This window comes from Saccharopolyspora pogona, assembly GCF_014697215.1.
In the GTDB taxonomy this organism is placed as follows: Bacteria; Actinomycetota; Actinomycetes; order Mycobacteriales; family Pseudonocardiaceae; genus Saccharopolyspora; species Saccharopolyspora hattusasensis.
On sequence record NZ_CP031142.1, the window covers coordinates 1,497,364 to 1,523,609 of the forward strand.

At 68.7% G+C, this 26,246-nt stretch carries 28 protein-coding genes, 2 pseudogenes and 1 riboswitch; of the genes and pseudogenes, 14 read left to right on the forward strand and 16 right to left on the reverse strand.

Annotated elements, in window-relative coordinates; translation table 11 throughout:
* Positions 1 to 55: 55 nt before the first annotated feature.
* Positions 56 to 901, reverse strand: coding sequence for a helix-turn-helix transcriptional regulator (locus DL519_RS06455; RefSeq protein ID WP_223838511.1), 846 nt, complete (start codon positions 899 to 901; stop codon positions 56 to 58).
* A 104-nt stretch (positions 902 to 1,005) separates the two neighbouring features.
* Here DL519_RS06455 and DL519_RS06460 point away from each other — a divergent pair, with 104 nt between their 5' ends.
* The 5 genes from DL519_RS06460 to DL519_RS06475 all read left to right on the forward strand — a co-directional run bounded on the left by DL519_RS06460 (position 1,006) and on the right by DL519_RS06475 (position 5,234).
* Positions 1,006 to 2,352: an AMP-binding protein gene (locus DL519_RS06460; RefSeq protein ID WP_397544930.1), complete on the forward strand. Its 1,347-nt coding sequence runs from the start codon at positions 1,006 to 1,008 to the stop codon at positions 2,350 to 2,352.
* Positions 2,353 to 2,357: 5 nt separating this feature from the next.
* Positions 2,358 to 2,666, forward strand: a complete 309-nt coding sequence (locus DL519_RS49370; protein WP_317891435.1) for an AMP-binding enzyme — start codon at positions 2,358 to 2,360, stop codon at positions 2,664 to 2,666.
* Between the two features lie 100 nt (positions 2,667 to 2,766).
* The gene (locus DL519_RS06465; RefSeq protein ID WP_190813303.1) at positions 2,767 to 3,051 is read left to right on the forward strand and encodes a DUF1540 domain-containing protein; all 285 of its coding nucleotides are present in this window, start codon (positions 2,767 to 2,769) and stop codon (positions 3,049 to 3,051) included.
* Between the two features lie 97 nt (positions 3,052 to 3,148).
* The gene (locus DL519_RS06470; protein WP_190813304.1) at positions 3,149 to 4,570 is read left to right on the forward strand and encodes a selenium-binding protein SBP56-related protein; all 1,422 of its coding nucleotides are present in this window, start codon (positions 3,149 to 3,151) and stop codon (positions 4,568 to 4,570) included.
* A gap of 55 nt (positions 4,571 to 4,625) precedes the next feature.
* Positions 4,626 to 5,234, forward strand: a complete 609-nt coding sequence (locus DL519_RS06475; RefSeq protein ID WP_190813305.1) for a DsbA family oxidoreductase — start codon at positions 4,626 to 4,628, stop codon at positions 5,232 to 5,234.
* A 111-nt stretch (positions 5,235 to 5,345) separates the two neighbouring features.
* Here DL519_RS06475 and DL519_RS06480 read toward each other — a convergent pair whose 3' ends face one another.
* Genes DL519_RS06480 through DL519_RS06495 form a run of 4 tightly spaced genes read right to left on the reverse strand, consistent with a single transcriptional unit; the run spans position 5,346 to position 7,893 of the window.
* Entirely contained in the window at positions 5,346 to 5,768 is a 423-nt protein-coding gene (locus tag DL519_RS06480) for a hypothetical protein (RefSeq protein WP_190813306.1), read from the reverse strand.
* Positions 5,768 to 6,064, reverse strand: a complete 297-nt coding sequence (locus DL519_RS06485) for a YbaB/EbfC family nucleoid-associated protein (RefSeq protein ID WP_190813307.1) — start codon at positions 6,062 to 6,064, stop codon at positions 5,768 to 5,770. The genes DL519_RS06480 and DL519_RS06485 overlap by 1 nt, the downstream gene beginning before the upstream one ends.
* Complete coding sequence (locus DL519_RS06490) at positions 6,064 to 7,128, reverse strand: CHAP domain-containing protein (protein ID WP_190813308.1); 1,065 nt, start codon at positions 7,126 to 7,128, stop codon at positions 6,064 to 6,066. The genes DL519_RS06485 and DL519_RS06490 overlap by 1 nt, the downstream gene beginning before the upstream one ends.
* A gap of 15 nt (positions 7,129 to 7,143) precedes the next feature.
* The gene (locus tag DL519_RS06495) at positions 7,144 to 7,893 is read right to left on the reverse strand and encodes a transglycosylase SLT domain-containing protein (RefSeq protein ID WP_190813309.1); all 750 of its coding nucleotides are present in this window, start codon (positions 7,891 to 7,893) and stop codon (positions 7,144 to 7,146) included.
* 811 nt (positions 7,894 to 8,704) lie between these two features.
* On the opposite strand from DL519_RS06495, the gene ahcY reads away from it, so the two are divergent.
* The 3 genes from ahcY to DL519_RS06510 all read left to right on the forward strand — a co-directional run bounded on the left by ahcY (position 8,705) and on the right by DL519_RS06510 (position 12,295).
* A complete protein-coding gene (gene ahcY, locus DL519_RS06500) occupies positions 8,705 to 10,165 on the forward strand; it encodes an adenosylhomocysteinase (RefSeq protein WP_190813310.1) in 1,461 nt (486 codons plus the stop codon).
* Positions 10,166 to 10,334: 169 nt separating this feature from the next.
* Positions 10,335 to 10,709, forward strand: coding sequence for an MmcQ/YjbR family DNA-binding protein (locus DL519_RS06505; RefSeq protein ID WP_190813311.1), 375 nt, complete (start codon positions 10,335 to 10,337; stop codon positions 10,707 to 10,709).
* Between the two features lie 131 nt (positions 10,710 to 10,840).
* Positions 10,841 to 12,295 (forward strand): CehA/McbA family metallohydrolase, encoded by a 1,455-nt coding sequence (locus tag DL519_RS06510; protein WP_190823802.1) that lies wholly within the window; start codon positions 10,841 to 10,843, stop codon positions 12,293 to 12,295.
* A gap of 59 nt (positions 12,296 to 12,354) precedes the next feature.
* Here DL519_RS06510 and DL519_RS06515 read toward each other — a convergent pair whose 3' ends face one another.
* The gene (locus tag DL519_RS06515; protein WP_190813312.1) at positions 12,355 to 12,492 is read right to left on the reverse strand and encodes a hypothetical protein; all 138 of its coding nucleotides are present in this window, start codon (positions 12,490 to 12,492) and stop codon (positions 12,355 to 12,357) included.
* 353 nt (positions 12,493 to 12,845) lie between these two features.
* On the reverse strand, positions 12,846 to 14,471 hold the full coding sequence (locus tag DL519_RS06520) for an AMP-binding protein (protein ID WP_190813313.1): 1,626 nt from the start codon (positions 14,469 to 14,471) through the stop codon (positions 12,846 to 12,848).
* 879 nt (positions 14,472 to 15,350) lie between these two features.
* Here DL519_RS06520 and DL519_RS06525 point away from each other — a divergent pair.
* The 4 genes from DL519_RS06525 to DL519_RS06540 all read left to right on the forward strand — a co-directional run bounded on the left by DL519_RS06525 (position 15,351) and on the right by DL519_RS06540 (position 17,425).
* Positions 15,351 to 15,644, forward strand: coding sequence for a hypothetical protein (locus DL519_RS06525; RefSeq protein ID WP_190813314.1), 294 nt, complete (start codon positions 15,351 to 15,353; stop codon positions 15,642 to 15,644).
* 32 nt (positions 15,645 to 15,676) lie between these two features.
* Positions 15,677 to 15,916: a helix-turn-helix domain-containing protein gene (locus DL519_RS06530; protein WP_223838513.1), complete on the forward strand. Its 240-nt coding sequence runs from the start codon at positions 15,677 to 15,679 to the stop codon at positions 15,914 to 15,916.
* A gap of 223 nt (positions 15,917 to 16,139) precedes the next feature.
* A complete protein-coding gene (locus DL519_RS06535) occupies positions 16,140 to 16,319 on the forward strand; it encodes an aldehyde dehydrogenase family protein (protein ID WP_317891436.1) in 180 nt (59 codons plus the stop codon).
* Positions 16,316 to 17,425, forward strand: a complete 1,110-nt coding sequence (locus DL519_RS06540) for an NDMA-dependent alcohol dehydrogenase (RefSeq protein WP_190813315.1) — start codon at positions 16,316 to 16,318, stop codon at positions 17,423 to 17,425. The genes DL519_RS06535 and DL519_RS06540 overlap by 4 nt, the downstream gene beginning before the upstream one ends.
* A 75-nt stretch (positions 17,426 to 17,500) precedes the next feature.
* Here the strand turns inward: DL519_RS06540 and DL519_RS06545 are convergent, their stop codons facing one another.
* The gene (locus DL519_RS06545; RefSeq protein WP_168588952.1) at positions 17,501 to 18,049 is read right to left on the reverse strand and encodes a type 1 glutamine amidotransferase domain-containing protein; all 549 of its coding nucleotides are present in this window, start codon (positions 18,047 to 18,049) and stop codon (positions 17,501 to 17,503) included.
* A gap of 926 nt (positions 18,050 to 18,975) precedes the next feature.
* Here DL519_RS06545 and DL519_RS06550 point away from each other — a divergent pair.
* Together DL519_RS06550 and DL519_RS06555 are read left to right on the forward strand one after the other, a co-directional pair.
* Positions 18,976 to 19,865: pseudogene (locus DL519_RS06550) on the forward strand (pyridoxal-phosphate dependent enzyme).
* 195 nt (positions 19,866 to 20,060) lie between these two features.
* Positions 20,061 to 20,306 (forward strand): hypothetical protein, encoded by a 246-nt coding sequence (locus DL519_RS06555; RefSeq protein WP_190813316.1) that lies wholly within the window; start codon positions 20,061 to 20,063, stop codon positions 20,304 to 20,306.
* A 264-nt stretch (positions 20,307 to 20,570) separates the two neighbouring features.
* Here DL519_RS06555 and DL519_RS06560 read toward each other — a convergent pair.
* The 8 genes and pseudogenes from DL519_RS06560 to DL519_RS06595 form a co-directional block, all read right to left on the reverse strand.
* A pseudogene (locus DL519_RS06560) lies at positions 20,571 to 20,957 on the reverse strand (MFS transporter); the annotation flags it as partial.
* A gap of 148 nt (positions 20,958 to 21,105) precedes the next feature.
* Complete coding sequence (locus tag DL519_RS06565; protein WP_190813318.1) at positions 21,106 to 21,984, reverse strand: sigma-70 family RNA polymerase sigma factor; 879 nt, start codon at positions 21,982 to 21,984, stop codon at positions 21,106 to 21,108.
* A gap of 286 nt (positions 21,985 to 22,270) precedes the next feature.
* Positions 22,271 to 22,897: a DNA-3-methyladenine glycosylase I gene (locus DL519_RS06570; protein WP_190813319.1), complete on the reverse strand. Its 627-nt coding sequence runs from the start codon at positions 22,895 to 22,897 to the stop codon at positions 22,271 to 22,273.
* 81 nt (positions 22,898 to 22,978) lie between these two features.
* Positions 22,979 to 23,509, reverse strand: coding sequence for a type 1 periplasmic-binding domain-containing protein (locus DL519_RS06575; RefSeq protein ID WP_190813320.1), 531 nt, complete (start codon positions 23,507 to 23,509; stop codon positions 22,979 to 22,981).
* Between the two features lie 11 nt (positions 23,510 to 23,520).
* Complete coding sequence (locus DL519_RS06580; protein WP_190813321.1) at positions 23,521 to 23,769, reverse strand: Ada metal-binding domain-containing protein; 249 nt, start codon at positions 23,767 to 23,769, stop codon at positions 23,521 to 23,523.
* A complete protein-coding gene (locus tag DL519_RS06585; protein WP_190813322.1) occupies positions 23,769 to 24,497 on the reverse strand; it encodes a 2OG-Fe(II) oxygenase in 729 nt (242 codons plus the stop codon). The genes DL519_RS06580 and DL519_RS06585 overlap by 1 nt, the downstream gene beginning before the upstream one ends.
* Complete coding sequence (locus tag DL519_RS06590) at positions 24,494 to 25,111, reverse strand: methylated-DNA--[protein]-cysteine S-methyltransferase (RefSeq protein WP_190813323.1); 618 nt, start codon at positions 25,109 to 25,111, stop codon at positions 24,494 to 24,496. Before DL519_RS06590 ends, DL519_RS06585 begins: the two co-directional genes overlap by 4 nt.
* A complete protein-coding gene (locus DL519_RS06595; RefSeq protein ID WP_190813324.1) occupies positions 25,108 to 25,605 on the reverse strand; it encodes an RNA polymerase sigma factor in 498 nt (165 codons plus the stop codon). Before DL519_RS06595 ends, DL519_RS06590 begins: the two co-directional genes overlap by 4 nt.
* Before the next feature lie 263 nt (positions 25,606 to 25,868).
* Positions 25,869 to 26,123: riboswitch (cobalamin riboswitch) on the forward strand.
* The last annotated feature ends 123 nt before the right edge of the window (positions 26,124 to 26,246 follow it).

A 26,246-nucleotide genomic window follows, 5' to 3' on the forward strand; every position in this document is an offset into this window, starting at 1 on the left:
GAATCCGCACCACCACGTGCGAGGTACCCGGAACGGCGGCTGCGCAACCAGGACGTCAAGGCAGCAGGCCCCAGCGCCGGGCGACGACGACCGCCTCGTGCCGCGTGTGGACGTCCAGCTTGCGCATGGCGCTGCGCAGGTAGGCCTTGACTGTTTCCGGCCGCAGCGAAAGCCTCCTCGCCGCCTCCGCGTTGCTGCATCCCAGCGCGATCTGGGAGAGCACGTCCAGCTCGCGCGGCGCCAGCGAGGGCGCATTGACAGCGTCGCGGGCGGCTGTGAGGTGGGCCAGCCGCTCGCACGCCCGGTGCAGGCGGTCGCGGAGGGCCGCGTCGTCGAGCCCCTGGGCGATGGCGCGGAACTCGGCGTGCAGCTCGCGGACCTCTTCGATCGCCATGCTGTCGCGAGGCACCGCGCGGTCGGCCTCCACCACGTCCAGCAGTTGCAGCCGCCGGTCGACCTCGTCGCGGATGGCGAGCTCACCGGCCAGGTGCCGGGTCGCGTCGACCACGGTGTCGAGCACCCGGTCACCGAGCGGGAACGCACCGCGCGCGGCACCGTAGAGAACTCCGCGAACGGAACCGCGAACCGTCACCGGCGCGGCGACCACCGAGCTGATTCCTTCCGCGAGCACCGGCGCGTCGTAGTCGTGGCTGATCGTCACGGCAGACCGGTAGTCCTGCACCGCGCCGGGACGCCGGGATGCCAGGACCTGGCCGCCGAGCCCGGCTTCGGCGCGCACGCGAAGTCCCTTCAGGGCGGCAGTGCGCACGCCGGCGAACTCCGAGAGCCGCACGGAACCGTCCGCGACCTGCCCGCCGAAGACGACCGGCACGTCGGCCCGCTGCCGCACCACCCGCAGGGCTTGCCGGAAGGCGTCCCCATCAGCCGGGCGCAAGTACACGATCCGTTCACCCCTTCCGGGGGTATCGCGGCATGATGTGTGGCGCGGAGCATAACCGCTGGCAATGCCGGGGCAAAGGAGCGCATGGCAGGAAGGGGCCTTCGGTGAGCATCGAGTCGAGCGCCGCAGCCAGGACAACACCGCAGCCGGAACGAGTCGCCGAGCTGCTCGCCCGGTTCGATTCGCCGGCAGCGTGCGCAGCTGAACTGCTGTGCGATCAGCACCCCGCCGACGCCGTGGCCTGCACCGTCATCGAGGCGGACCTGTCCAGCCGCGACCTCACCTACGGCCGGCTGCGCCGGGACTCGGCGCAGTTCGCCGCCGCGCTCGCCGACTTGGGCGTCGAGCCGGGTGACGCGGTCGCGGTGCTGATGGGCAAGTCGGCCGACCTCGTCGTGGCATTGCTGGGGATTTGGCGCCGCGGCGCCGTGCACGTGCCGCTGTTCACCGCATTCGCGCCGCCCGCCATCGCCCTGCGGCTGAAAGCCAGCGACGCGAAGATCGTCGTGGTCGACGCGGATCAGCGCGCCAAGCTGGAGCCAGGCGAGGACATGCCCGCCGACGCGCCGTGGCGGGTCATCGTCGCCGGAGACGCCCCCGGCGAGCTGTCCTTCGCCGGGCTGCTCGACCGCTACAGCGGCGACGAGCCGACCGCGCAGCCGGCCCGCCTGGGCGGAGAGGGCGTCCTGGTACAGCTGTTCACCTCGGGCACCACGGGAACCCCGAAGGCGGTTCCGGTGCCGATCAAGGCCGTGGCCTCGTTCCAGGCCTACCTGGAGTTCGGGCTCGACGTCCGCGACGACGACGTGTTCTGGAACGCGGCCGACCCGGGCTGGGCGTACGGCCTGTACTACGTGATTCTCGGTCCCCTGGCCGCAGGCCGGCGCAGCATCCTGCTGCACGCTGGGTTCTCGGCGGAGCTGACCTGGCAGGTCATGCGCGAATTCGGCGTCACGAACTTCGCCGCCGCGCCCACGGTGTACCGCAGCCTGCGGACCGGCGCGGCCGCGGTTCCCGACGGGATCCGGCTCCGCCGTGCATCCTCGGCCGGGGAGCCGCTGACCCCGGAGGTCGTGTCCTGGTCTGAAGACCAACTGGGCGTGACGGTGCGCGACCACTACGGCCAGACCGAGCACGGCATGGTCATCGTCAACGGCTGGGCCGACGGCGTTCGCCAGCCGGTCAAACCGGGGTCGATGGGCGCGGTGCTGCCGGGATGGTCCGCCGAGGTGCTGCACGACGACCGCGACGAGCCCGCGCCCCGGGCACCGCCGGGCGCATCGCGCTCCGCGTCGCGGACAGCCCGCTCATGTGGTTCTCCGCCTACACCGCCGCACCGGAGAAGACCGCCGAACGCTTCTCCGCCGACGGACGCTGGTACCTCACCGGCGACGCCGGGACGCGGGACGCCGACGGGGCGTTCTTCTTCTCGTCCCGCGACGACGACGTGATCATCATGGCCGGGTACCGCATCGGCCCGTTCGACGTCGAGAGCGTCCTGGTGCGCCACGGCGCGGTGGCGGAGGCGGCCGTCATCGGCGTGCCCGACGCGCTCCGCGGCGAGGTCCTGGAGGCCTACGTCGTGCTCCGCGCCGGGGCCACCGGCGACGACGCGTTGGTCGCGGACCTCCAGCAACTGGTGAAGCGCAAGTTCGCCGCGCACGCCTACCCGCGCGCGGTGCACTTCGTCGAACAGCTCCCGAAAACGCCGAGCGGCAAGATCCAGCGCTTCCTGCTGCGCCGGCAGCGCCGGGCCGACCGCTGACTTCGGCACCCACCGGATCTGATGCCGGGCCGCCGGGCCCGGCCCATCATGGCGGTTGTTGCCGAATGGCGGTTGTTGCCGATGAAATCAGGTGGGAATCATGGAAATGCCTCTGGTGAACAAGTGCACCGCCGATGACTGCGCGTTCAACCAGGGCCAGAACTGCCATGCCCTAGCCATCACCATCGGCGATCCGCTCCGCGCGCAGTGCGACACGTTCTGCACCGCTCCGGTCGAAGGCGGCGTGCCCGACGTGGTCGGCCACGTGGGCGCCTGCAAGATGTCCGACTGCCGGTACAACGACCACCTCGAATGCCAGGCACCCGGCATCTCCGTCGGCTACGAGCAGGACATCGTGGACTGCCTGACCTACCAGCCCGCTTGAGCCGCACGCGTGCCGGTTCTTACGATGTGGAAAGTCTCGACGCTCCGCTGTGCGTTCGAGACGCTGAGTGGCGAAAACGTTCTGTCGAGGGGACGAGATGAGTTCTCCAGCCGAACACGAGCTCGATCCAACCTTCTACCGCAGCCCGGGCGAAGCCATCGCCGCGCCCGCCGAACGACTGGCCTACGTCGTCGCGTTCGACCGGGCCGGTGAGCAGCCGGACGCACTCACCGTCGTGGACACCGACCCGGAATCGGCGACCTACGGCCAGGTGGTCGGCTGGGCCGACCTGCCGACCCGGGGCGACGAACTGCACCACTTCGGTTGGAACGCGTGCAGCAGCGCGTTCGCCCACGCCGGCCACCACACCGACGGCCTGCAGCGCCGCTACCTGCTGCTACCCGGACTGCGATCGTCGAACATCCACATCTACGACACCCACCCAGATCCGAGGCAGCCGAGGCTGGTGCGGACCGTGGCGGCCGGCGAACTCGCTGCCAAGGCCGGCTACTCCCGGCCGCACACGCTGCACTGCGGCCCGGACGGGATCTACCTGTCCTGCCTCGGCGGCGCCGACGGGGCCGACGGGCCCGGGGGGATCGCGGTGCTCGACCACGACACGTTCGACGTCGTGCGCGCGTGGGAAACCGAACGGGGACCGCAGCACCTGGCCTACGACGCCTGGTGGCACCTCAACCAGAACACCCTGATCACCAGCGAGTGGGGCACGCCCTCGATGATCGAGGACGGGGTCGTCCCGGAACTGCTGCTGAACAACGAGTACGGCCACGCCCTGCACTTCTGGGACCTGGCCGAGGGGCGCCACCTCCAGCGCGTCGACCTCGGCGCGCAGCACCAGATGGTGCTGGAGCTGCGCCCGTCGCACGATCCTGGCGCCACCTGGGGATTCGCCGGCGTGGTCATCAGCACCGAGGACCTGTCCGCGTCGGTCTGGCGCTGGCACCGCGAAGGCGGCGACTGGCAGGCGGAGAAGGTGATCAGCATCCCCGCCGAGCCCGCCCCCGCCGACGAGCTCCCGCCCGCGCTCAAGCCCTTCGGCGCGGTGCCACCGCTGGTCACCGACATCAACCTATCCGTCGACGACCGGTTCCTCTACGTCTCTTGCTGGGGCACCGGCGAGCTGAAGCAGTACGACGTCAGCGATCCGGCGCACCCCCGCGAGACCGGGTCGGTCCGCCTCGGCGGGATCACCGGGCGCGTCCCGCACCCGGCCGCGCCGGACGAGCCGCTGACGGGCGGGGTGCAGATGGTGGAGGTCAGCCGCGACGGTCGGCGCATCTACCTGACGAACTCGCTGTACGGATCGTGGGACGACCAGTTCTACCCCGACGGCGTCGGCGCGTGGTTCGCCAAGATCGACACCGATCCGGACGCCGGCGGTGGCCTGTCGGTGGACGAGCGCTTCTTCCCGCGCGGCGACGAATTCCGCGGGCGGCGGGTCCACCAGGTGCGCCTCCAGGGCGGCGACGCCTCCTCGGACTCGTACTGCCAAGCCTGACCCCGTTCCCCGGTCGTGGGGAACAACCAAGCAGGACAAGGATGTTGACCCGAAAATGACCACTGCATTCGCCGCCACCTGGGACTACCGCTGCCCGTTCGCCCGCAACGCGCACGAGCACCTGCTCACCGGACAGGCAGCCGGAGCCGACTGGCAGGTCCGGTACCTGCCGTTCTCCCTGGGCCAGGCGCACGTCGAAGAAGGCCAGCCCAGCGTCTGGGAGAAGCCGGAGCAGGACAGCGGAATCGTCGCCCTGCAAGCCGGGGTGGTGGTCCGGGACAAGTTCCCGGACCGGTTCCCCGCGGTGCACCGGGCCCTGTTCGAAGCGAGGCACGACGCCGGACTGCACCTGGAGGACCGCTCGGTCGTCGAACGCGTTCTCGCCGACCACGGGGTTCCCGCCGACACGGTGTTCGCCCGCATCGACGACGGCGCCGCGCTGGAGAAGGTGCGCTCCGAGCACGAGGAGTTCGTGGCCTCGCACAACGTTTGGGGCGTGCCGACCTTCATCGCCGATGACCAGGCCGTGTTCGTCCGGCTGATGAACCGCGCGCCACAGGGCGCGGACCCGGCGGCGTCGATCAAGGCGGTCGAGCGCGTGGTGGACCTGCTGACCGGGTGGACCGACCTCAACGAGTTCAAGCACACCTCCATCCCGCGCTGAGGTCGACGTCCACGCTGGAGCGGCGTCCCCGTCAGCCGGATCGCGAGGGGCCCCGCCGCGGCGTGTCCCCGGCGACCGGACCGGCCAGCGGTCGGGTCGCCGGGGGAGCGGTCACCAGGTTTCCTTCTTCGTGCTGCCCCAGTGGACGTCCTCGTCGTCCCAGGTGACAGGTCGCGAGGGCGGTTCCGGCGCGGGTTGCTCGGCTTCGTCCTCGATGCTGATCAAGTAGTCGCCGACCGCGGCCGCGACCTCCGCGCCGCACCCAGCCTGGATCGCAAGCATGCCCTGCCGCAGGGAGTCCGTGCCGGCTTCGTTGCTCAGCCGGGAGATCTCCGCGGCCAGCCCCGCGGGGCCCAGCGCGAGCGCCCGGTCGTCGAGTTCGAGTCCGACCAGCATCCCCTGCAAGTCCACCGCCAGCGAAACGCCTTCACCGCGCGCGGTTCCGCGAACGGCGTCCAAGCCCGCGGCGAGCCCGTTCGTCCGGGGCATCCCCTCGGCGATCTCGATCAGTTCGTCGATGCTGCGTTCGTCCATCAGCGCCTCCAGGCTTCTGCTGCGGCTGTGTCGTCGGTATCGGCGTCCGCGTCGTCCTGGGGGAGCCCCAACGCGGCCAGGACGTCCGGGTGCAGCTCGCCGGACTCCTCGCGGATGGCTTCCCCGGCCGCCCGGTTCGCCTTTGCCGCCGCAGCCCGGACCAGCGCCTCGATCGTGGCCGCGAGCCGCGCGGCCCCGAGCTCCAGCGCCTCGGGGGCCAGTTCCAGGGACTGCAGCGCGCCACCGGGGACGACCTCGACCGAAACCCCATTACGCTGCGCACGTCCGATGATCATCACTTCGGATGCACCCCTCCGTAGAACCGGTCGGCGTCCTTGGGCAGCGTGTAGGTGCGCCGGGCTACCTGATCGCTGGAGTTGCCCTCGATCGTGGTGATCTTGTTGCCCTCGACCTTCTCGATGAGCCCGATGTGCTCGCTCTGGCCATGACCGGGGCCGGTGCCGAACAGCAGCGCGTCACCGGGCTGGGCGTTCTTGAGCAGGTCGCTCTGGCCGTAGGCGGTGCCCTGCTGTTCGCCCCATTTGTAGACGTCCCCGGTGTAGCCGTACTTCGGGAGGTCCACGCCGGCCTCCCGCCACATCGAGGTGGCGAAGTAGGAGCACCAGGGCTGCCCGGTCGGGCCCCACTTGTTCTGGTTGTTCGGGCCCTCGTGGTAGCCGATGTGCTTGCGGGCGTTGTCCAGGATCTCGTCGGCTCTGCCGGACCCCTTGCCCTTGCCGGGGCTTTCGTCGCCGCCCTTAGCGCCGTCTTCGCCCGGCTTGCGCGGCTGCTTCTCGGGATCGGCGACGCCGTCGGAGTCCACTTCCGCCAGCAGCGCGCGCAGTTTCCGCGCAGCCTCCGCCATCTCGTCGCGAGCGTCCTTGAGCTCGCCGCCGGACTGCTTGATGTATCCGCCCGCGAGGTCGGCGACCTCGGCCACCGCCCGCATCAGTCCCGCCGGTGCCGCGACACCGGCGACGGCCATCCCGGCCTGGATGACCTGTCCTGCCTTGGTGATGAAGTCCTCGACGAGCGACCCGACCGCGCTGTGCCGGCCGTCCAGTGCCTTGGTGACCTCGGCGACGATCTTGGCGCCCTTGGCGCTGGCCTCTGCGGTCGCGGTGAGGTCCTGGTCGAACTTCGTCGCCTCCTTCTGGAAACCATTCGTGGCCTTGCTCTCCCAGTTGCTCAGCAGCTTGCCGGCGGCCTTCTGATGCGTCTCGCGCTGTTGCTGGATGGCGTTGGCCGCCGACTCCAGGGCGGCCTGCGCGCGCTGCACCTCGCCGGCCTTGCCTTCGAGCTTTCCCTGGTGAGTGAACAATTCGCTGGCGAATCTAGATGCGATGCCATCAACATCCACTTCGGACTCCTCGGGTCAAGTCAGGAGTTTCTTGAGCTCTCTGGCGGATTCCTCGTCGATGTCCCGGTAAGCCTTCGCGGCTTCGGTCGTCGCCGCGCCCAGCTTGCGCGCGTTCGCCCCGGTCGTGTCGACCTGCTTTTCCAGGCTCTTGCTGAAATCGCCCAGGGCGGCGGAGAAGCCGGTTTCCTGACCGACCTTGCCGAAGCTGTCCTTGGCGATGCCGGTCACGGAGTGCACGGTCTTCTTGCCGGTGTTCGCCAGCTGCTCGGCGATGTCGTCGGCTTCCTTGGTGTAGGCGAGGAGATGGTCCGGGGCCACCTTGAATCCGTCGCCACCGGGCGTGCCCCCACCACCGCCAGGGGAGCCCTCCGGCGCCTTGGTCTTGCCACCGTTGCTGGTGACCGCCTTGGCCGCCGCCTCGGCTTCGTCGAGGTGCTTCCTGTAGGCCCCGTTGGTGTAGGTCGACCAGGGGTCGAACGACTTGCCGTGGTTGGAGATCGCGTAGGCGGCTTTGGCGTTCTCGTCCGGATCGAACAGGTCTTTGTTCGAGTCGAGCCCGAACTGCTTGCGCCGCTCCGGGCCCATGTCCCCGAGCATGTTGACCTGCCACAGACCGTAGGAGTCGTCCGGCGGGGTGGGGTTGTGGGAGCGGGGGTTCCCGCTGGACTCCGCGAGAGCAACCGCCACCGACGTGGTCAGGGCCTTGCCGCGGAAACCGGCATCGTAAGCATGCTGGGCGATCTGCTCCGCTGTTAGTTCGCTCACGCGGGCAGTATCGTCGCGAACTCGTCGCCGTTGACAAGTTTGCCCTGCACATAGCCCTGATGGACTAGCGCGACGGCCCTTGCTCCGACGACTGGCGCAATGCCTCGCAGGCATCGGAAGCATCGCCCTGGGCGTGCACGGATCGTGCGGAGATCGGCGTGAAGGGTGAATTCACGTCGCCGCCCGGGGCGTATTTTCGACCGACGGCACGGCACCACTGCGCTCTTGAGATCTGTAGCGGACATGCGCAGGCCAGCGGAGACTGGCCGTGGCTTGCTCGCAGGTGCTCTGGTCGAGTGTGGCGCAGGGGAGTGGCGGGGTTGGTGGGGCGTGACCGTGGGCGATGCGGCTGGTGTGGCCTGATACTGTTCGGTGGCTCTTGGTCGAACCCGGACTGACGTGCGTTTTCGCGCATGTGCTGGGGTGGGCTGGAGCCGTGTTGACAAACACCTGGGGCGGTTCCAGAATGTCGTCACGCCGGGTTTGACCGACACGACGCGCCGGCACGGCGCACCGCGGGCTGAGAGGCGCTGCAACGGACGTTTCGTCCGCCACGCTCAGCAGGCGGCTTAAGGACCACGGTAAGGGCGCCTCCTGCGGGAGGTGCCTTTTTTGATGAGTGGCTTGAGATTCCGGCCCGGGAGCGGTCCGTCGCGTTCAATGTCCAATTGAAGCCGGGCCACATCGAATCCGTCTGGTGGGGCACCTCGGTTGGCGCGCACATGCCTGAGCACACGAGTTGTCGGACGGTCCGCGCGTTCCACTTTGGATGGTCGGTCCGAATGAATAGTTCTGCAAGGGAAAGGTAGTCATGAGCGTCGAGTTGCAGAAGGTCAACGGCCTGGAGTTCGCTGTCCGGGATCTGGGGTTGGCTGAGGCCGGGCGGCATCAGATCCGGTTGGCTGAGCATGAGATGCCGGGTTTGATGGCGACGCGTGAGGAGTTTGCGGCCTCGCAGCCGTTGAGGGGTGCGCGGATTGCGGGTTCGTTGCACATGACGGTGCAGACGGCGGTGTTGATCGAGACGCTGGTCGCGCTGGGCGCCGAGGTCCGGTGGGTGTCGTGCAACATCTTCTCGACCCAGGACGAGGCCGCCGCTGCGGTTGTGGTGGGCCCGGACGGGACGCCGGAGGCGCCTGCGGGTGTGTCGGTGTTCGCGTGGAAGGGTGAGTCGCTGGAGGAGTACTGGTGGTGCACCGACCAGTTGTTCCAGTTCGGTGGTGGTGAGGGTCCGAACATGATCCTCGATGATGGTGGTGATGCCACGCTGTTGGTGCACAAGGGTGTGGAGTTCGAGGCTGCCGGGGTGGTGCCGCAGGCTGGAGATGATGACCCGGAGGAGTACAAGGTCATCCTGGAGACGCTGCGCGCCAGCGTCGCCGCGGACGGCAAGCGGTTCACGAAGATCGCCGGCGAGGTCAAGGGTGTCACCGAGGAGACCACCACCGGTGTGCACCGGCTGTATGAGCTGGCCAAGACCGGGGATCTGTTGTTCCCGGCGATCAACGTCAACGACTCGGTGACGAAGTCGAAGTTCGACAACAAGTACGGGTGCCGGCACTCGCTGATCGATGGCATCAACCGTGCCACGGATGTGCTCATTGGCGGCAAGGTCGCGGTGGTCTGCGGCTACGGCGACGTCGGTAAGGGCTCGGCGGAGTCGCTGCGCGGCCAGGGTGCGCGGGTGATCGTCACCGAGATCGACCCGATCTGCGCGTTGCAGGCGGCGATGGACGGTTATCAGGTGACCACGCTGGAAGATGTCGTGGAGATCGCTGACATCTTCGTCACGACGACGGGGAACTTCGACATCATCACCGCTGAGCACATGGGGCGGATGAAGCACCAGGCGATCGTGGGCAACATCGGTCATTTCGACAACGAGATCGACATGGCGGGGTTGGAGAAAACGCCCGGTGTCCGTAAGCAGGAGATCAAGCCGCAGGTCCACGAGTACGTGTTCGAGGACGGGCATTCGATCATTGTGTTGTCGGAGGGCCGGTTGCTGAACCTGGGCAACGCCACCGGGCACCCCAGCTTCGTGATGTCGAACTCCTTCACCAACCAGACGATCGCGCAGATCGAGTTGTTCACCAAGCCGGGGGAGTACGACAAGCAGGTGTATGTGCTGCCCAAGCACCTGGACGAGAAGGTGGCCCGCCTGCACCTGGACGCTCTGGGTGTGAAGCTGACCAAGCTCTCCAAGGAGCAGGCCGCCTACATCGGTGTCGACGTCGACGGCCCCTACAAGCCCGACCACTACCGCTACTGATCGAACTCCCCGGAACCCGCCGCAGCGCCGCCGCGCCTGCGGCGGGTTCCGCGTTCAAGTCGCGCCATTATTGCTTATAGTCACTATCCATTCAGTATTGACCGAAATTATTGCTCGTATCGGCCCTCACCGGGCAGGGTGTCTCGGGGTCGGCCACTACGCTGCACGCATGACGCCGCAGGAGCTCAAGAACGCATGCCTCGCGTTCGCCGGGACGCGCGAAGAGTTCCCCTTCGACGAGACGAACAGCGTTTTCAAGGTCTCCGGGAAGATCTTCGCGATCAGCAGGCTGGGCGGTGATCCGCTGAAGGTGAGCCTCAAGTGCGAACCGGAGCTGGCGGTGCACCTGCGCGTGCAACACCCGGCCATCACGCCCGGCTACCACCTCAACAAGCGGCACTGGAACACAGTCGTCGTGGACGCTTCCGTGCCCGATCAGCTCGTGCTGGACATGATCGAGGATTCCTACGATCTCGTCGTCGCAGGCTTGCCGAAGCGCGAGCAGGAGAAGTTGCGCTGGAGCGCGCTCAGCCGCGAGGAGTGACGTATCCTCACCACTCGATTCGCCGGAGTTTCTCCGCCCGCCGCACCGGGTTCATCCGAAGTGCCCGTCCAGGTCAGGTCCGCCTGGCTAGATTCGTGGCACTTCGAGCATGGGAGGCAAGGGTGGATCTGCTGAGCAGACGCGGTTTCCTGGCCGCCGGAGGTGTCATCGCGGCGGCGAACCTGCTGCCGGGCGTGGCTTTCGCCGAGCAGGCCGCAGGGGAGCGGACCCGCACCGTCACCGGCGCCTTCGGGCCGAGCATCGAAGACTGGTTCTACATCCCGGTCGAGGTGCCGCGCGGGGTGACCGAGATCGAGGTGGTCTACTCCTACGACAAGCCGACCGTCCCGCCCGGCACCCGCGGAAATGCTTGCGACATCGGTATTTTCGGGCCCGAAGGGCACGATTTGGGCAACGCGCGGGGCTTCCGCGGCTGGTCGGGCGGGTTCCGCGACCGCTTCACCATCAACGCCACCACCGCCACGCCGGGTTACCTGCCCGGCCCGATCACCCCGGGCACCTGGCACGTGATCCTCGGCCCATACACCGTCGCGCCGCAGGGGATGAACTACCGGGTCGACATCACGCTGCGGTTCGGTCAGCCCGGTGCGCCGGCCCGCCCCAATCCGGCTCCCGAAACCGCGTCGGCGAGGGACCGGGGCCGGGCGTGGTACCGCGGGGACAGCCACCTGCACACCGTGCACTCCGACGGTCGCCAGACGCCTGCGGAACTGGTCGCGGCCGCCCGAGCCGCCGGACTGGACTTCATCGTCTCCACCGAGCACAACACGTCCTCCGCGTCGCTGCAGTGGGGCGAGCACGCCACTGACGACCTGCTGATCCTCAACGGTGAAGAGGTCACCACGCGCTCCGGGCACTGGCCGGCCATCGGGTTGCCGCCGGCCATCTGGATCGACTGGCGCTACCGCGCCGACGACCCGCGCAGCTTCCGGCGCTTCGTCGACCAGGTGCACAAGGCGGGTGGCTTGGTCACCGCGGCGCACCCGTTCGCCAGTTGTTTCGGCTGCACCTACGAATTCGCCTACGAGCTGGCGGATCTCGTCGAGGTGTGGAACCGGGACTGGACCGATGAGGAGGAAGCGGCGGTCAACCACTGGGACGGCCTGCTGCGCACCGGTCACTGGATTCCGCTGATCGGCAACTCCGATGCGCACAACCCGGAGCACGCCGTCGGCAGCCCGCAGACCGTGGTGCTCGCGGACAGCTTGCGGCGCGAGGCGCTGCTGGACGGACTGCGCGCGGGGCGTTCGTGGTTGGCCGAATCCTCCGCCGTGCAGCTGAACTTCACGGCTACCGACGGCCACCGCACCGCGGGCATCGGTGAGCGGCTGGCGGTGGACACCGGCACCCCCGTGACCTTCGAGCTGACCGTCAGCGGCGTGCCCGGCACGACCGTTCGGTTGTTGGACCAGGTCGGGCCGGAGCACACCGCCGAGGTGTCCGCCACAGGTTCGCTCACCACGCGGTGGACGGCCTACCCGCGCTACACGCGCTGGGCGCGCGCCGAGGTTCGCCGGGCCGGTCGGATGGTCGCGATGACGAATCCGATTTTCCTGACCAAGTAACGACATCCGGCCCGCGCGCGCTTCCGGTGGCGAACCGGACCGGTGCGCGGGCCGGTGGGTCAGACGCAGGGCCAGACCGCCGCGGTCAGCGCGAAGCCCGTCAGGCCTATGGCCGTCGTCAGCACCGTCCAGGTGCGCAGGGCGCTGCCGACGTCCAGCCGTGCGAGTTCCGGCGGCGTGTTCAGATACGACTGCATGGGGAACTGGTTGCCCGTGGGCAGATGACTTCGTCCAGTCCGTTAGCCGCGGGCCGCGTAATTGCAGCGCGGGATCGGACTGCGGGTGCTCGCTGATCGGGACAGCGACGTATGTCGGCTGTTACGGCTGCTGAGAGTTGAGGACAAATTCACGATCGTGGCGTGCGTGGGTAGTGCTGCCGGGGCGCGGTCGGCTGCCAGGCCGCAGGCGTAGCCCAAGTGGGCCCCCGGACGAGTGCCGCCTTGGCGGCGCCCGTCGATCTTGAAGCGAGAAATCCGGCGACGAGGCGACGACGGATCCGAGCCAGAAGCCATGCGTCAGCTGGAACTGACGACCGGCTCCTGCCCTTCGCTCATCCCTGCTCGTCGAGGTTGAGGAGTTTTTCGGCGGTCTGGCGCATTTCGACCTTGCGGATCTTCCCAGTCACAGTCATTGGGAACTCGTCCACGACGTGGACGTAGCGGGGGATCTTGTAGTGCGCGAGCTTGCCGGTGCAGAACTCCCGCAGCGCCTCCGCGGTCAGGGCCTCGGCGCCCTCGCGCATGCGGATCCAGGCCATCAGCTCCTCGCCGTAGCGCTGGTCGGGGACCCCGATGACCTGGGCGTCGAGGATGTCCGGGTGGGTGTAGAGAAATTCCTCGATCTCGCGGGGGTAGATGTTCTCGCCACCTCGGATCACCATGTCCTTGATCCGGCCGGTGATGCTGACGTAGCCGTCCGCGTCCATCACCGCAAGGTCGCCGGTGTGCATCCAGCGGGCCGCGTCGATGGCCTCCGCGGTCTTGTCGTCTTGCTGCCAGTAGCCGAGCATCACCGAGTACCCGCGGGTGCAGAACTCGCCCGGCATGCCGCGCGGCACGGTCAGTCCGGTGGCCGGGTCGATGATCTTGACCTCCAGGTGCGGCCCGACCCGGCCGACCGTCGAAACCCGGCGCTCCAGGGAGTCGTCGGCGCGGGTCTGCATGGACACCGGCGACGTTTCGGTCATGCCGTAGCAGATCGAGACCTCCGCCATGCCCATCCGGTCGATGACCTGCTTCATCACCTCCACCGGGCAGGGCGAGCCGGCCATGATCCCGGTGCGCAGCGACGACAGGTCGAAGGAGTCGAAGTCCGGGTGATCGAGCTCGGCGATGAACATCGTCGGTACCCCGTACAGCGACGTGCACCGCTCCACCGCGACCGCCGCCAGCGACGCGGCGGGGTCGAAGCCCGCGGCGGGGATGATCATGGCGGCGGCGTGGCTGGTGGCGGCGAGGTTGCCCATGACCATGCCGAAGCAGTGGTAGAAGGGCACCGGGATGCAGATCCGGTCGTCCTCGGTGTAGCCGCAGAGCTCACCGACGAAGAAACCGTTGTTGAGGATGTTGTGGTGCGACAGCGTCGCGCCCTTGGGGAATCCGGTGGTGCCGGAGGTGTATTGGATGTTGATCGGGTCGTCGGTGGACAGCCCGATCCCGCCCAGCCGGACCGGATCTGCCGGGCTGGCCGTGAGAGCATTCCACTCCGGGGTGTCGAGGAAGACCACCTGCTCCAGGCCGGGGCACTTCGGGCGGACCTCCGCCACCATCGCGGCGTAGTCGGAGGATTTGAACGACTGGGCGGAGACCAGCAACCGGACCCCGGCCTGGTTCAGCACGTACTCCAGCTCGTGCACCCGGTACGCCGGGTTGATGTTGACCAGGATCGCGCCGATCTTCGCCGTGGCGTACTGGATCAGCGTCCACTCCGCCCGGTTCGGCGACCAGATCCCCACCCGGTCGCCCTTGCCGATCCCGGCATCCAGCAGTCCCACGGCCAGCGAGTCCACCGCAGCGCCGAACTCCCGGTACGTCCACCGCCGCCCCGAGGCGCACTCCACCAGCGCGTCCCGATCCCCGAACTTCGCCACCGACCGATCGAGGTTGGCGCCGATCGTTTCCCCCAACAACGGCACCTCGGAAACACCCGAGTCGTAGGACAGCTGCTCGGTCGCCACCTTTGCCTCCCGAAAAGCGATGCTCAGCAGTAGTCGCAGACAGTAGAGTCCTTCGGCGCAATCCGTCACGCCCGGATGGGGGTACTGTCCCGGGACCCCGCCGTTCGCGAAAGCTTTTTGGGGCATTCGTTCCGCAGCGTCGACTTCCGCATTTTCGCATTTCCACACTTGACGCGCGCTTGCTTTGGTGGCGTGGCGCACAGATAATCCTGCGTTAACTTTGGTTAACGCAATGTCGTGGCGGATGCGTGTTTGGTCGGGAGCTGCTGGTCCGGTCTCCCGGGCATGCGCATCCGACTGCTGGGAGGAAGCGCTGAACCGTTCCTAGGGTGAGTGGCCATTGTTGGTCGTGTCATCCGGAGCCGGGCTGATCCGGTGATCTCCCGAACGGTCGTGGAGTTCTGGGAACAACACGAGTTGGTCACCTTGGTCCAGCGTGGTCTTGTCACCACACGGTGTGGTGTGCCTGCTGTCCTTGGTGCTGGTGTTGCCCGGGTGCCCGTCAGCGCGGGTGCGGTCTGGCCGGTAGCTCTCCCGCCACGATCCGCTGGTCGTGTCCGGGTCACACCTGGCCGGCGCCGCAACCGATGCTGGTGGCACGTCTGCCGATGGCCGCCTTCGCGTGTCGGAAGAACACCCGTGAGTGTTTGTGGGTGCTATAGCACCCAATAGCGCTCACGGCGGTCACCTGCGTTCGCTGATGCGCTGCTCGACGCAGATCACCCTCGCGGCGCTGGCGCTGCGAGGACACCCGCGCATACAACACGCCCTCACCAGGTGGTACCGATCCACGCCTGCGACGGACATCCTCCAACTCCGCCACGGAGAACACCCGGCGACCACCGGCAGAACATCGCGTCGTCCTGGCGGCGCACCTGCATGAGCGGGCTTCGCCCGGAAACCGCGATGGGCCGGTTGAGCGTCGCCGAGGTCGACTCCACCAGCAGGCTCATGGGGGCCGCCGGGCCGGTGCTGGACGAACTCGCCATCCGGCTGGAAGGCACCACCTTCTGTGTCGCGCTCGCCGACAGCACCTGCGCTCGACGTGCTGGAACCGTCGGACGACGCGGTGCTGCGCGAGATGGTTTCCGGCGTGACCGGGGCGGTCTCCCGCGACCTGGTGCTGGGTTCGGGCGTGGCCACGCAGCTGCGCTCCGGCGTTCGAGGCGCTGATCGCCCAGCATTGGCGGGGCAATATCGAAGGAGTGCTCCGCGGCATCGCCGAACGCCGCACGGCCGGCGACATCACCCTCGCCGACCTCCCGGCCGGTTACCGCGACGCCGGTCGGACCGCCAGGTTGACCGGGCGGGAACGCGCTGAGCGCGACGCCATCGTCGAGGCCCTGCGCGCCACCGGCGGGAACAAGGTGCACGCGGCGCAGCGCCTGGGCATCAGCCGCACCACGGTGTACAGCAGGATGCGCGTTTTCGGGCTGCCGCGCTGAGGTGTTCCGTACTTGGACAGTTAACGCCCGCCGCCGACCGCGACCATGGTCCAGGACAACGACGCGAGGAGCCCAGGTGACGGCGGTGGATGAGTTTCCGGTGCTGACGGCGGTCCGGGATTTCCTGTCGAGCTCGAAGAAACTGCTGATCGGCGGCGATGGGGGGACGCGGCCTCGGGGCCCACCTTCGACCCGGGACACCTCAAAGGCGCACCGGGTCGCCATGCGGCTCAAGGCGGGTTCTGTTTGGATCAACCAGTACAACGGTTTCGACACCGCGCTTCCCTTCGGAGGTTTCAAGCAGTCCGGTTGGGGGGCGAGAGTTGGGGCCGGACGCGATCGACCTCTACACCCAGACCAAAGCAGTCAGCGTGGCGCTGTGATCGGAGGAATTCGGACGTGAAGACCAAGGCAGCGGTCCTGCGGGAAGTGGGCAAGCCGTTCGAGATCATCGAGCTGGACCTGGACGGCCCGGGGCCAGGCGAGGTCCTGATCAAGTACACTGCGGCCGGGCTCTGCCACTCAGACCTGCACCTCACCAACGGCGACCTGCCGCCCCGGTATCCGATCGTCGGCGGGCACGAGGGCGCCGGGGTCATCGAGGAAGTGGGGCCCGGTGTCACTAAGGTCAAGCCCGGCGACCACGTGGTGTGCAGCTTCATCCCCAACTGCGGCACCTGCCGCTACTGCTCGACCGGTCGGCAGAACCTGTGCGACATGGGCGCGACGATTCTGGCCGGGTCCATGCCCGACGGGACGTTCCGCTTCCACGGCGAGGGCCAGGACTTCGGTGCCATGTGCATGCTGGGCACCTTCTCCGAACGGGCGACGATCTCGCAGCACTCGGTGGTCAAGGTGGACGATTGGCTGCCGCTGGAGACCGCGGTGGTGGTCGGCTGCGGGGTGCCCAGCGGTTGGGGCACCGCGGTCAACGCCGGCAGCGTCCGGGCCGGTGACACCGTGATCATCTACGGCATCGGCGGGCTGGGCATCAACGCCGTGCAGGGCGCGGTTCAGGCGGGGGCCAAATACGTGGTCGTCGTCGATCCCCTGGGGTTCAAGCGGGAAACGGCGTTGAAGTTCGGCGCCACGCACGCGTTCGCGGATGCCGACGAGGCCCAGGCGAAGGTCACCGAGCTGACCTGGGGTCAGGGCGCGGATGCGGCGCTGATCCTGGTCGGGACGGTCGACGAGACCGTGGTGTCGAAGGCGACCGCGGCGATCGGCAAGGGCGGCACCGTCGTCATCACCGGCCTCGCCGATCCGGCGAAGCTCACGGTGCACGTCTCCGGCGCGGACCTGACGTTGAACGAGAAGACCATCAAGGGCACGCTCTTCGGCTCGTCCAACCCGCAGTACGACATCGTGCGGCTGCTGCGCCTCTACGACGCCGGGATGCTCAAGCTCGACGAGCTGATCACGGCGCGCTACACGCTGGAGCAGGTCAACGAGGGCTACCAGGACCTGCGCGACGGCAAGAACATCCGCGGCGTGATCGTGCACGACTGATCCGTCTGCCGGCGCCCGCGGCTGCTTCGCGCCAGAAGCACCTGCGGGCGCCGCAGTTCGTCGGAACGGCAGCGATCAGGTGCCCTGGGCGAAGGTTTCGACGATCTTGTTGTTGAACGCGGGCAGGTCGCGCGGGCTGCGGCTGGTCACCAGCCCGTGGTCGACCACGACCTCCTCGTCGACGACCTCGCCGCCGGCGTTGCGGATGTCGGTGCGGATGCTGTGGAACGACGTCAGCTTGCGGTCCCGCACTACGTCGGCCTCCACGAGCGTCCAGGGCCCGTGGCAGATCGCGCCGACCGGCTTGCCCGAGTTCACGAAGCTCCGGACGAACTCCACCGCGCGTGCGTCGCGCCGGAGGTTGTCCGGGTTGATCGTGCCGCCGGGCAGGATCAACGCGTCGTAGTCGTCGGCCGAGGCCTCGGAGATCTCCCGGTCGACGGTGAACCGGTCGCCCGGGTTGATGTCGTGGTTCATCGCCTGGATCTGGCCGGCGTGCACCGAAACCAGCTCGGCCTCGGCGCCGGCCTGCTCCACGGCTTGGCGCGGCTGTTCGAGTTCGACCTGCTCGACACCGTCGGCGGCGAGGATGGCCACCCGGCGGCCGCGCAGTTCGTTCGCCATATCCGATCACCTTTCCCGATGTGGATCTGCTGCGGGATTTCCGGCACCGGCTCGAATTGCGTACCGGCCAGTTCCAGGGTGCGCCGCCGTGTTCGGCACGCAACTCGGCGACGCCGTCGTTGCGGACTGACATCGGCGGACAGCCACCTGGCAAGCGCACCTGCACCCGCTGCTCACGCGGAACCGCTTCTGGCGGACCGGCTTCCTCGAACTTGCGCAGTCGCGTTCGCGCCGCCTGGTAGCGCGCGGCCATGCCGTCGTTGTATGTCGCCTTCACCTTGAGGTCGATGACCAGTCGCGTGAGCTTCGCCCGGTCCTGCGTCCCACCGGCGGCGGAGCTCGTCCAACCGGACATCCGGCCCTGGCGGGCCTGGTCGTAGCTGCCGAATCCGCCGCCGTGGACCCAGAGCCGGTTGCCCGCCGCGCCCAGCTCCACCGGCACGATGCGATTCGCGGTCCGGTGCAGCAGCTCGCGGTCGTGCGTGACGAACAGGACGGTCTTCGGCGTTTCCCGGATCTGCGCCTCCAGTCACAGCTTGCTGGGAATGTCGAAGTAGTTGTCCGGCTCGAAGTAGTTGTCCGGCTCGTCGAGAGCAGCACCTCGTCCGGTCCGCGCAGCAGTGCCTCCAAAGCGAGCCGCTTCTGCTGCCCGCCGGAGAGGCGTCGCAGCTCGCGGTAGCGATGCGAGATGCGGTCGTATCCCGTCTCCACCGCCTGCTTGGGGTCGGCCGCCATGGCGCGACTGTAAATCACCGACCTACTGGGGAACGAGTGATTTCCTCGCAATGCGCAGCCTCCGGCAGCCGATGTGAGCGGTCGTCTAACGTGCAGATGTGACTGCTACTGAGGCAAGCGGGTTGGTCGGCATCGGGAACATCGAGGCAGCGGCGGAGAGCATCGCAGGACACGTCGTGCGGACTCCGACGGTGCCCAGCCCGGGCCTCACCGAGCTGCTCGGGGCGCCGGTCACCGCGAAGCTGGAACTGCTGCAGCGCACCGGCTCCTTCAAGGTGCGCGGGGCGACGGCGAAGCTAAAGGCGCTGAGCGAAGCCGAGCGCGCGGCCGGGGTCGTCGCGGTGAGCGGCGGGAACCACGGGATCGCCCTCGCGGTCATGGCCGGTACGTTGGAGATCAAGGCGACCGTCGTCATGCCGCGCTCGGCGCCGGCTCGCGCCGTCGAGGTCGCTGAGGCGGCCGGTGCCTCCGTTCGAGTCACCGACGACATGGCTACGGCGTTCGCGCTGATGACGGAGTTGCAGGCCAGCGGGCTCACCCTCGTGCACCCGTTCGACGATCCAGTTGTCATCGCAGGTCAGGGCACGGTCGGCCTGGAGTTCGCCGACGACGCGGATGACGTCACCGATGTGCTGGTGAGCATCGGTGGCGGCGGTCTGATCGCCGGCGTCGCAGCGGCGCTGCGCGCGCGACGCCCCGATGTGCGGATCTGGGGGTGGAAACCCGCGGTGCGCATGCCATGTCCGAGGCGCTGGCAGCCGGCGGTCCGGTGCCGGTCGAGCTGTCGTCGGTGGTGTCCACGCTCAGCGCCCCGGCGGTCTCGCAGCTGACCTACGACCACGTGTCCACATTGGTCACCGATGTCCTGGTGGTGTCCGACGCCGAAGCGGTGCAGGGGACCCTCGATCTCGCCAACCACGCGAAGGTCTGGGCCGAGCCCGCAGCAGGATGCCTCCTCCCGGCCGCCCGGCGCGTGCTGGCGGAGGTCGGGGCCGAGGCAAATCTCGGCCTGGTGGTCTGCGGCGGAAATGCGACGACCGCGGACGTCACTACCTGGGCGGACCGCTTCGGCCTGAGCTGACCCGACTCGTCGCGTCCACAGTGGAGCAAGCTAACAGGGTTCGCTGGTGGCCGCGGCGGCTCGCCGCTGCCCGAACCCTGGGTACCCGGGCGTACCGGGCGGTGCTTTCCGCACCGCGGACGCGGAGGGGGCTGTGATGAACGAGCGGTCATGGGGGGCGGGCGGGCGGGTGCGGTCAGCGGGCAGGTCGCCGCCGTGTTGTTACTGGTCAGCGTGCTCCTCAATCCCTCGCCGCCGCCCAGCGACGAGGCGGTCATGACCTTTTTCTACGTTGCCGCGCACCGCTCGACCGTGTTGCTGGCGGCGTTGCTCATGACAGTTGCCGCCGTGGTGTTCCTGTGGTTCGTGGGTCACCTTCGCCACCTGTTGCAATTTGCGGAAGGCGGTGCGGAAGCTTTCCGCGGGTGGTCTTCGCCGCGGGCGTCAGCCTCGCAACGGTGACTATGCTGAGCACGCTGCCGGTCACGACGCTGGTTTCGCTGAGCCGGAGCGTGACCAGCGCGAGTCATTCGGTGTGTTCGTGCTCGCCGAACTGCACCGGCTGTCGCTCGGCGGCCTCGGACTGCTGGTCGCCCTGTTCGCGGCGACCGCCGGGGCGGCCATGCTGCGCGGCGAGCTGCCGGCGCCGTGGTTGGGCTGGTTCGGCGTCGGAGCTGGGCTGATCGGGTTGGTCGCTGGCGTCACCTCCTTCTACATGCCCAGCGCATTGCTGATCAGCGAAAGCGTCGGAGGCAGCAGCGCGGCCCCGGTGATCCCGAGCAGCGCACGGGCCACGATCAGCATCTCCGCGCTGGTGGCGAACGCGGCCAGCAGCGAGGCAGCGACGAAGGCCGCCCCGCCGGTGAGCAGCAGCTTTCGGCGGCCGATCCGGTCGCCGAGAATGCCCATCGCGATCAGCAGTCCCGCGATCATGAAGCCGTAGACGTCGACGATCCAGAGCAGCTGCGTGCTCGTGGGCTGTAGGTCGGCGCTCAGCTTCGGTGCGGCCAGGTGCAGCGCGGTGAAGTCCAGCGCGATGACCAGCGTGGGCAGGCTGAGTACGACCAACCCCACCCACTCGCGAGACCCCGCCCGGGGCGCGGTCTCGGACATGGTTCGTCTCCTCGGCAGTCCTCGGTTCAACCGAGAAGCTAGAAGCTCGACCAAACTGGAGGTCAATGGATCGTCAAGAGCCGGTAAGGAAGATCGTGCTCGGAGTCCGTCCGGGATGGGGGATGTTGGGCCTTGGTGCACCTTGCATTCAGTCGTCGAGGAACGTCAGGTCGAGGTCGCGGAGGCGGTCCGGGTCGGCGAGGATGTCGAGCGCCACGACCTTTCCGCGGGCGACCGTGAACGCCGCGAGCGAGATCGGTCGGTCTTCCGAGATCGCAACCGCCCCGGGGGCGCCGTTGACGATCGCGGGTCGGGTCAGCTCGGCGATCTGCGAGAAGATGATCGCGCCCCCCGTCACCGCCTTCGCACCGCGCCGAGTGGTGCTCGGGCGCAGCGAGCCGCCGTCGGTGCGCACCACGACGTCTGGGTCGAGGACCGCGAGGAGAGCATCGAAATCCCCGGCGCGCGCGGCCGTGAGGAAGGCGTCTACGACTTCGCGCTGCTGGGCCAGATCTGCGTCCGGGGCCGGAGCCGCGCCCTGCACCCGCCGGCGGGCCCGGCTAGCGAGTTGGCGGGTCGCGGGCGAGGTACGCCCGACGATGGGGGCGATCTCGTCGAAAAGCACCGCGAACATGTCGTGCAGCACGAAGGCGAGCCGTTCGGCGGGCGTGAGGGTTTCGAGCACCACCAGCAGTGCGAGGCCGATCGAGTCGGCCATCAGCGCCTCGTGCTCCGGGGTGATGTTGTCCGGGCTGCTGATGACCGGGTCGGGCACGTGCGTGTCCAGCGGCTCCTCGCGGCGGGCGGTTCGCGCGCGGAGCATGTTCAGGCACACCCGGCCGACGACCGTGGTGAGCCAGCCGCCAAGGTTCTCGATCTCAACGGTGTCGGAGCGGCTGAGCCTGAGCCAGGCCTCCTGGACCGCGTCGTCGGCCTCGCTCAGCGAGCCGAGCATCCGGTAGGCCACCGCCCGCAGGTGGTCGCGGTGGGCCTCGAATCGGCCCGCCAGAAAATCCTTCTCGTCCATCGGTCGCAGCCCTCCGTTGCGTCGTGTCGAAGGAGTGACCCGCCGGACTCGGCCGATGTGACACGCCTACGCTGCCGACGCTTCCTGGAGGGCAGCGATCAGGCAACTGAGGGTGAAGAACCCGGCCGTTGTGCTCCCGGACGCCATGAAGGGCAGCCACCTGTCGAAGGCCGCCGACGTCGGTGGTGTGCCACGGCGGTCCCGGAGTCGATCGGGCTGCGCGCCAGCCGGATCAACGGTTGCAGCGCCTGCATCCAAGGCCACTTCCGGCGGCATCACCGCCCGGTCACGGATGCGGCCAGATACCGGAGGTGCCGCGGCGGTGGCTGTCGACGAGGTGCGTGTCGACCATGCCGATCGCCTCCATGAGCGCGAACATGGTCGTCGGGCCGACGAATGCGAATCCCTTGCGCCGCAGTGCTTTTGACAGCGCCACGGATTCCGGTGACGTGGTGGGGATCTCTGCGATCGTCCGCGGGCGTGGCGTGGTGTCCGGTTTGAACGACCAGACGAATGCTTCCAGACCGTCCTCGGCGCGCAGCTCGGTGGTCGCGCGAGCGTTGGTGATGGCTGCGCGGATCTTGGCTTTGTTGCGCACGATTCCTGAGTTGTCGAGCAGGCGCGCGACATCTTCGTCGGTGTAGGCCGCGATGGCGTCCGGATCGAAGTGGTCGAACGCTTCGCGGAAGGAGGGGCGTTTGCGCAGGATGGTCGCCCAGGAGAGCCCGGCCTGGAAGCCTTCCAGGCTGATCCGCTCGAAAAGGGCCTGTTCGCCGCGTACGGGCATGCCCCATTCGGTGTCGTAGTACTCGCGCAGCAGGGGATCGCGGGCCGCCCACGGCGGACGCGCCAACCCGTCCTCGCCGATCACGACCCCGGCGTCGGTCGTGGTGTCTGCCGCTGCGGGACTCAATGTCTCGTTCTCCTCGGGTTCTCGTGGTGTGCGACCGGTACCTGGCCGCACGTGCTTTTGGGTTATACCAGCAGAAAGTGCTCAAGGGGCCGAATCGGTGCGGTGCAGGAGGATGGTGCGGACCACTTCCCAGGTGCCGCCGTCACGGGTTGCGCCACGCAGCCCGTCGAAGGTTCCCACTCCGCCGAGGGCGATCAGGTCCTCGGTGGCGAGGGAGGCGGTGCCGATCGTGCGGGCCGGGTTCCAATCGGTGGAGTGCACGAGCCGCCGTCCCATCTGCACCCAGCCGGAAACCTGTCCGGTTACCACCCACGCGTCCGGGTCCTGCGCGGCGAAGCGGCGTGCCTGCCGCAGCCACGACGCGGCCCGCTCGGGCCAGTCGACGACGTCGAGCATGTGTCCGCCCCGCTGCACCCAGGCCTGGGCGATGGCGTCGGCGGTGTCCCGCGACGGGGCGTCGCGGGACGAGCCGATCACGATCGAAGCCGCTCGCGGACGCAGCTCGGCGAGCAGTTGGACCACCGTCTCCAGCTCGATTTCGCTGTGCGGCGGCGGAATTCCGTCCTCCGTCCTTGTTTCACGGGCCAGCGGCGAGTGGGTTCGTCGCATCATAGAAGCAGTCCTCAACCGTTCTTCCACTCCCGGTACCGATCGGGCAGGCACACCGCGCAGGGCCGGTAGCCGGCCGCACGTGCGGTGGCCTCGTCCGCGAAGAACACCCGGTGCGCCATGTAGCCTCCGTCGGCGATCGCGCGCAGCGCGGACGGGCAGTCGAGCCGCCCGTAGATCCTGCCGCGCCGGTATCCGCCGAGGCGACCTGGCACGGCGCTTTCGTACGGTCGCCCGTCGGCCCCGAGCAGCGTGTAGGTCATCAGGCCGCGTCGTGGAAGACCAGCCCCAGCGTGTGGCGCCGTCCGGAACGCACCGGCGAGACCCCATGCCGCACCGGAGACGCGGACCAGCCGCGCGCCGAGCGCACCGGCCGGTCGCGAGTGGTGAACACCAGGCCGTGCCCCTGCGGGATCAACGTTGCGGTGCCCCGGGACTGGGCGCGGGGGCGCTGCTCCACCAGCATGAACTCGCCTCCGGTGTGGTCGGTCCCCGGGCTGTTGAGGTTGATCACGACCTGCAGCGGGAACACCTTGTCGCCGTACAGATCGCGGTGCAACGCGTTCCAGCCACCCGTTTCGTAGCGCAGCAGGATGGGCGTGGGGCGGGCCTGCCCGCCTCGGTGGCAGATGTCCAGCCACTCGTCGAGGGTGTCCGGCCATTCCGCTTCCCGGCAGAGCTTTTCGTACCAGTCCCGGGCGATCGGCAGCAGGCGTGGGTACAGGGCCTGCCGCAGTTTCTCCACCGGTTCCGGGAACGGCGCGGTGAAGTAGTGGTAATCGCCGTTGTCGCCGAATCGGTGGCGGCGCAGGTTGATCGTGGCGCGGAAGTGCTCCGGCTCGTCCCACAGGGCCGCGATCCGCTCGCACTCGGCGGCGGTCAGCAACTGCGGCAGCAGCGCGCAGCCGTAGTCGTTGACCTCCGCCGCGACCGCGTCCCAGTCCGCGCCGGCGACCCGCTTCGCGAACCGGTCCGCCTTGGGCGTGCTCATGCTGCCTCCAGGTTCAGCAGGGTTGCTTTGGCCTCCACGCCGCCGACGTATCCGCCCGAAGTGCCGTCCGAGCGCACGACGCGGTGGCACGGCACCACGACCGGCAGCGGGTTCGTCGCGCACGCGGTACCCACCGCGCGCACCGCCCTCGGGCTCCCTGCGACCGCGGCGACCTCGGCGTAGCTGGCGGTTCGGCCGTAGGCGATGTCGGGCAGGTGCGACAGCACGTTGAGCCGGAACCCGCGCGAGAGGCGCCAGTCCAGCGGCAGGTCGAAGGTGCGTCGCCGCCCGGAGAAGTACTGCTCGATCTGCCGGGCGACCTCGTCCAACCGGTCCGGTGCCCGCAGGATGCGTGGGCTGATCGTCGCGGCCAGCGACGCCAGGACTTTGTCGTGCCCCTGGCCGGCGAAGGCGACCCGCACCAGGCCGCGTTCGGTACCGGCCAGCAGCAGCTCGCCGACCGGGGTGTCCATCGTGCGGTAGGCGACGTCGAGCAGCCCTTCCCGCTGGGCCGCGCTCACCAGCTCGATGTGCAGCCGCTTGCTGGCGTCGAAGTCGATCGCCGGGAGCGCGTCGAACAGGTTCCTGTCGTCGTTTTCGTGGATCGTCATCATCGCGCTTCCCCTCCCACGCTCGTGGCATGTCTGTACGTCGTGCGCAGTGTCTTTATGCCGTCCGCCGCGGCCCGGCGGGCGGCATCCCTGCTGCCGCCGAGGATCGCGGCGATCTCGGCGTAGGGCAGGTCGGCCAGGTAGTGGTAGGCCACCGCCATGCGCTGCTTGGTCGGCAGCGCGCTCAGCGCAGCCCACAGGTCTCCGTCCCAGTCCTCCGGGCGGCCCGTGGTGCTGGGCCGCTCAGGTACGCGCTCGACCATCACCGGTCGGCGTGCCGTCGCCCGGGTGGCGTCGACTGCCTTGCGGTGGGCGATCGTGACCAGCCAGGCCTCCACGTTCGCGTCCTCGGCGAGCTCCGGGTAGGCGCGCAGCGCGGCCAGGAACGTCTCGGACCAGGCGTCCTCGGCGTCGGCCGGTCCGAGCACGGCCCGGCACACCCGCAGCACCATCGGGCCGTACTCGTCAACGATCTGCTCGAACGGTTTCACTTTCACTCCTTGTAGACGGCCCGGCCCGTCGGAACGTGAGATGCGGATCCGGCCCACGCCGCGATCGTCACCCGCCCGGTGGCCCCGCCGGTCACGCGCCGCGCCGGCCCCGCGGCTCGGGCGTCGCGACCCCACGTGACGAGCCTCTCACCGATGGCGTGAGGGTGAGCCGGAAGGGCGTGTTCACCACGGAAGTCACCGGATGCGCGGTGGCCGTCCGGCACGGTCCGCGCACGCCCCGGGCCCTTGCCAACGGCTTCCCAGTCGGTAGCCTCCGTTGTGCTGGTGGTTCGTCCACCCCGGATCGCGACGGGAGTCGCGGCTGCGGGCGGGCGAGGCAAGAGGGAATCCGGTGCGAATCCGGGACTGCCCCGCAGCGGTGAGTGGGAACGAACGCCGTCCCCGGTCCGAGACCGGGCACAGCACTGGGCATGTGTGCCTGGGAAGTGACGGCCAGTAGGAACCCCGGCGTCGGCCGGGACGTGCCCGCGAGTCCGAAGACCTGCCACCGGTGCGCGCACCCGGTGGTGCGCGCGGTCCGGGGTCTCGCGGGAGGACCTGGCGGACGACCGGTTCGCGCCGCGCGGCGTTGCCGGTTCGCCTGCGCCTTCCCAGACCTCGGGGCATCCGTCGTCGAGCTCGCGAGG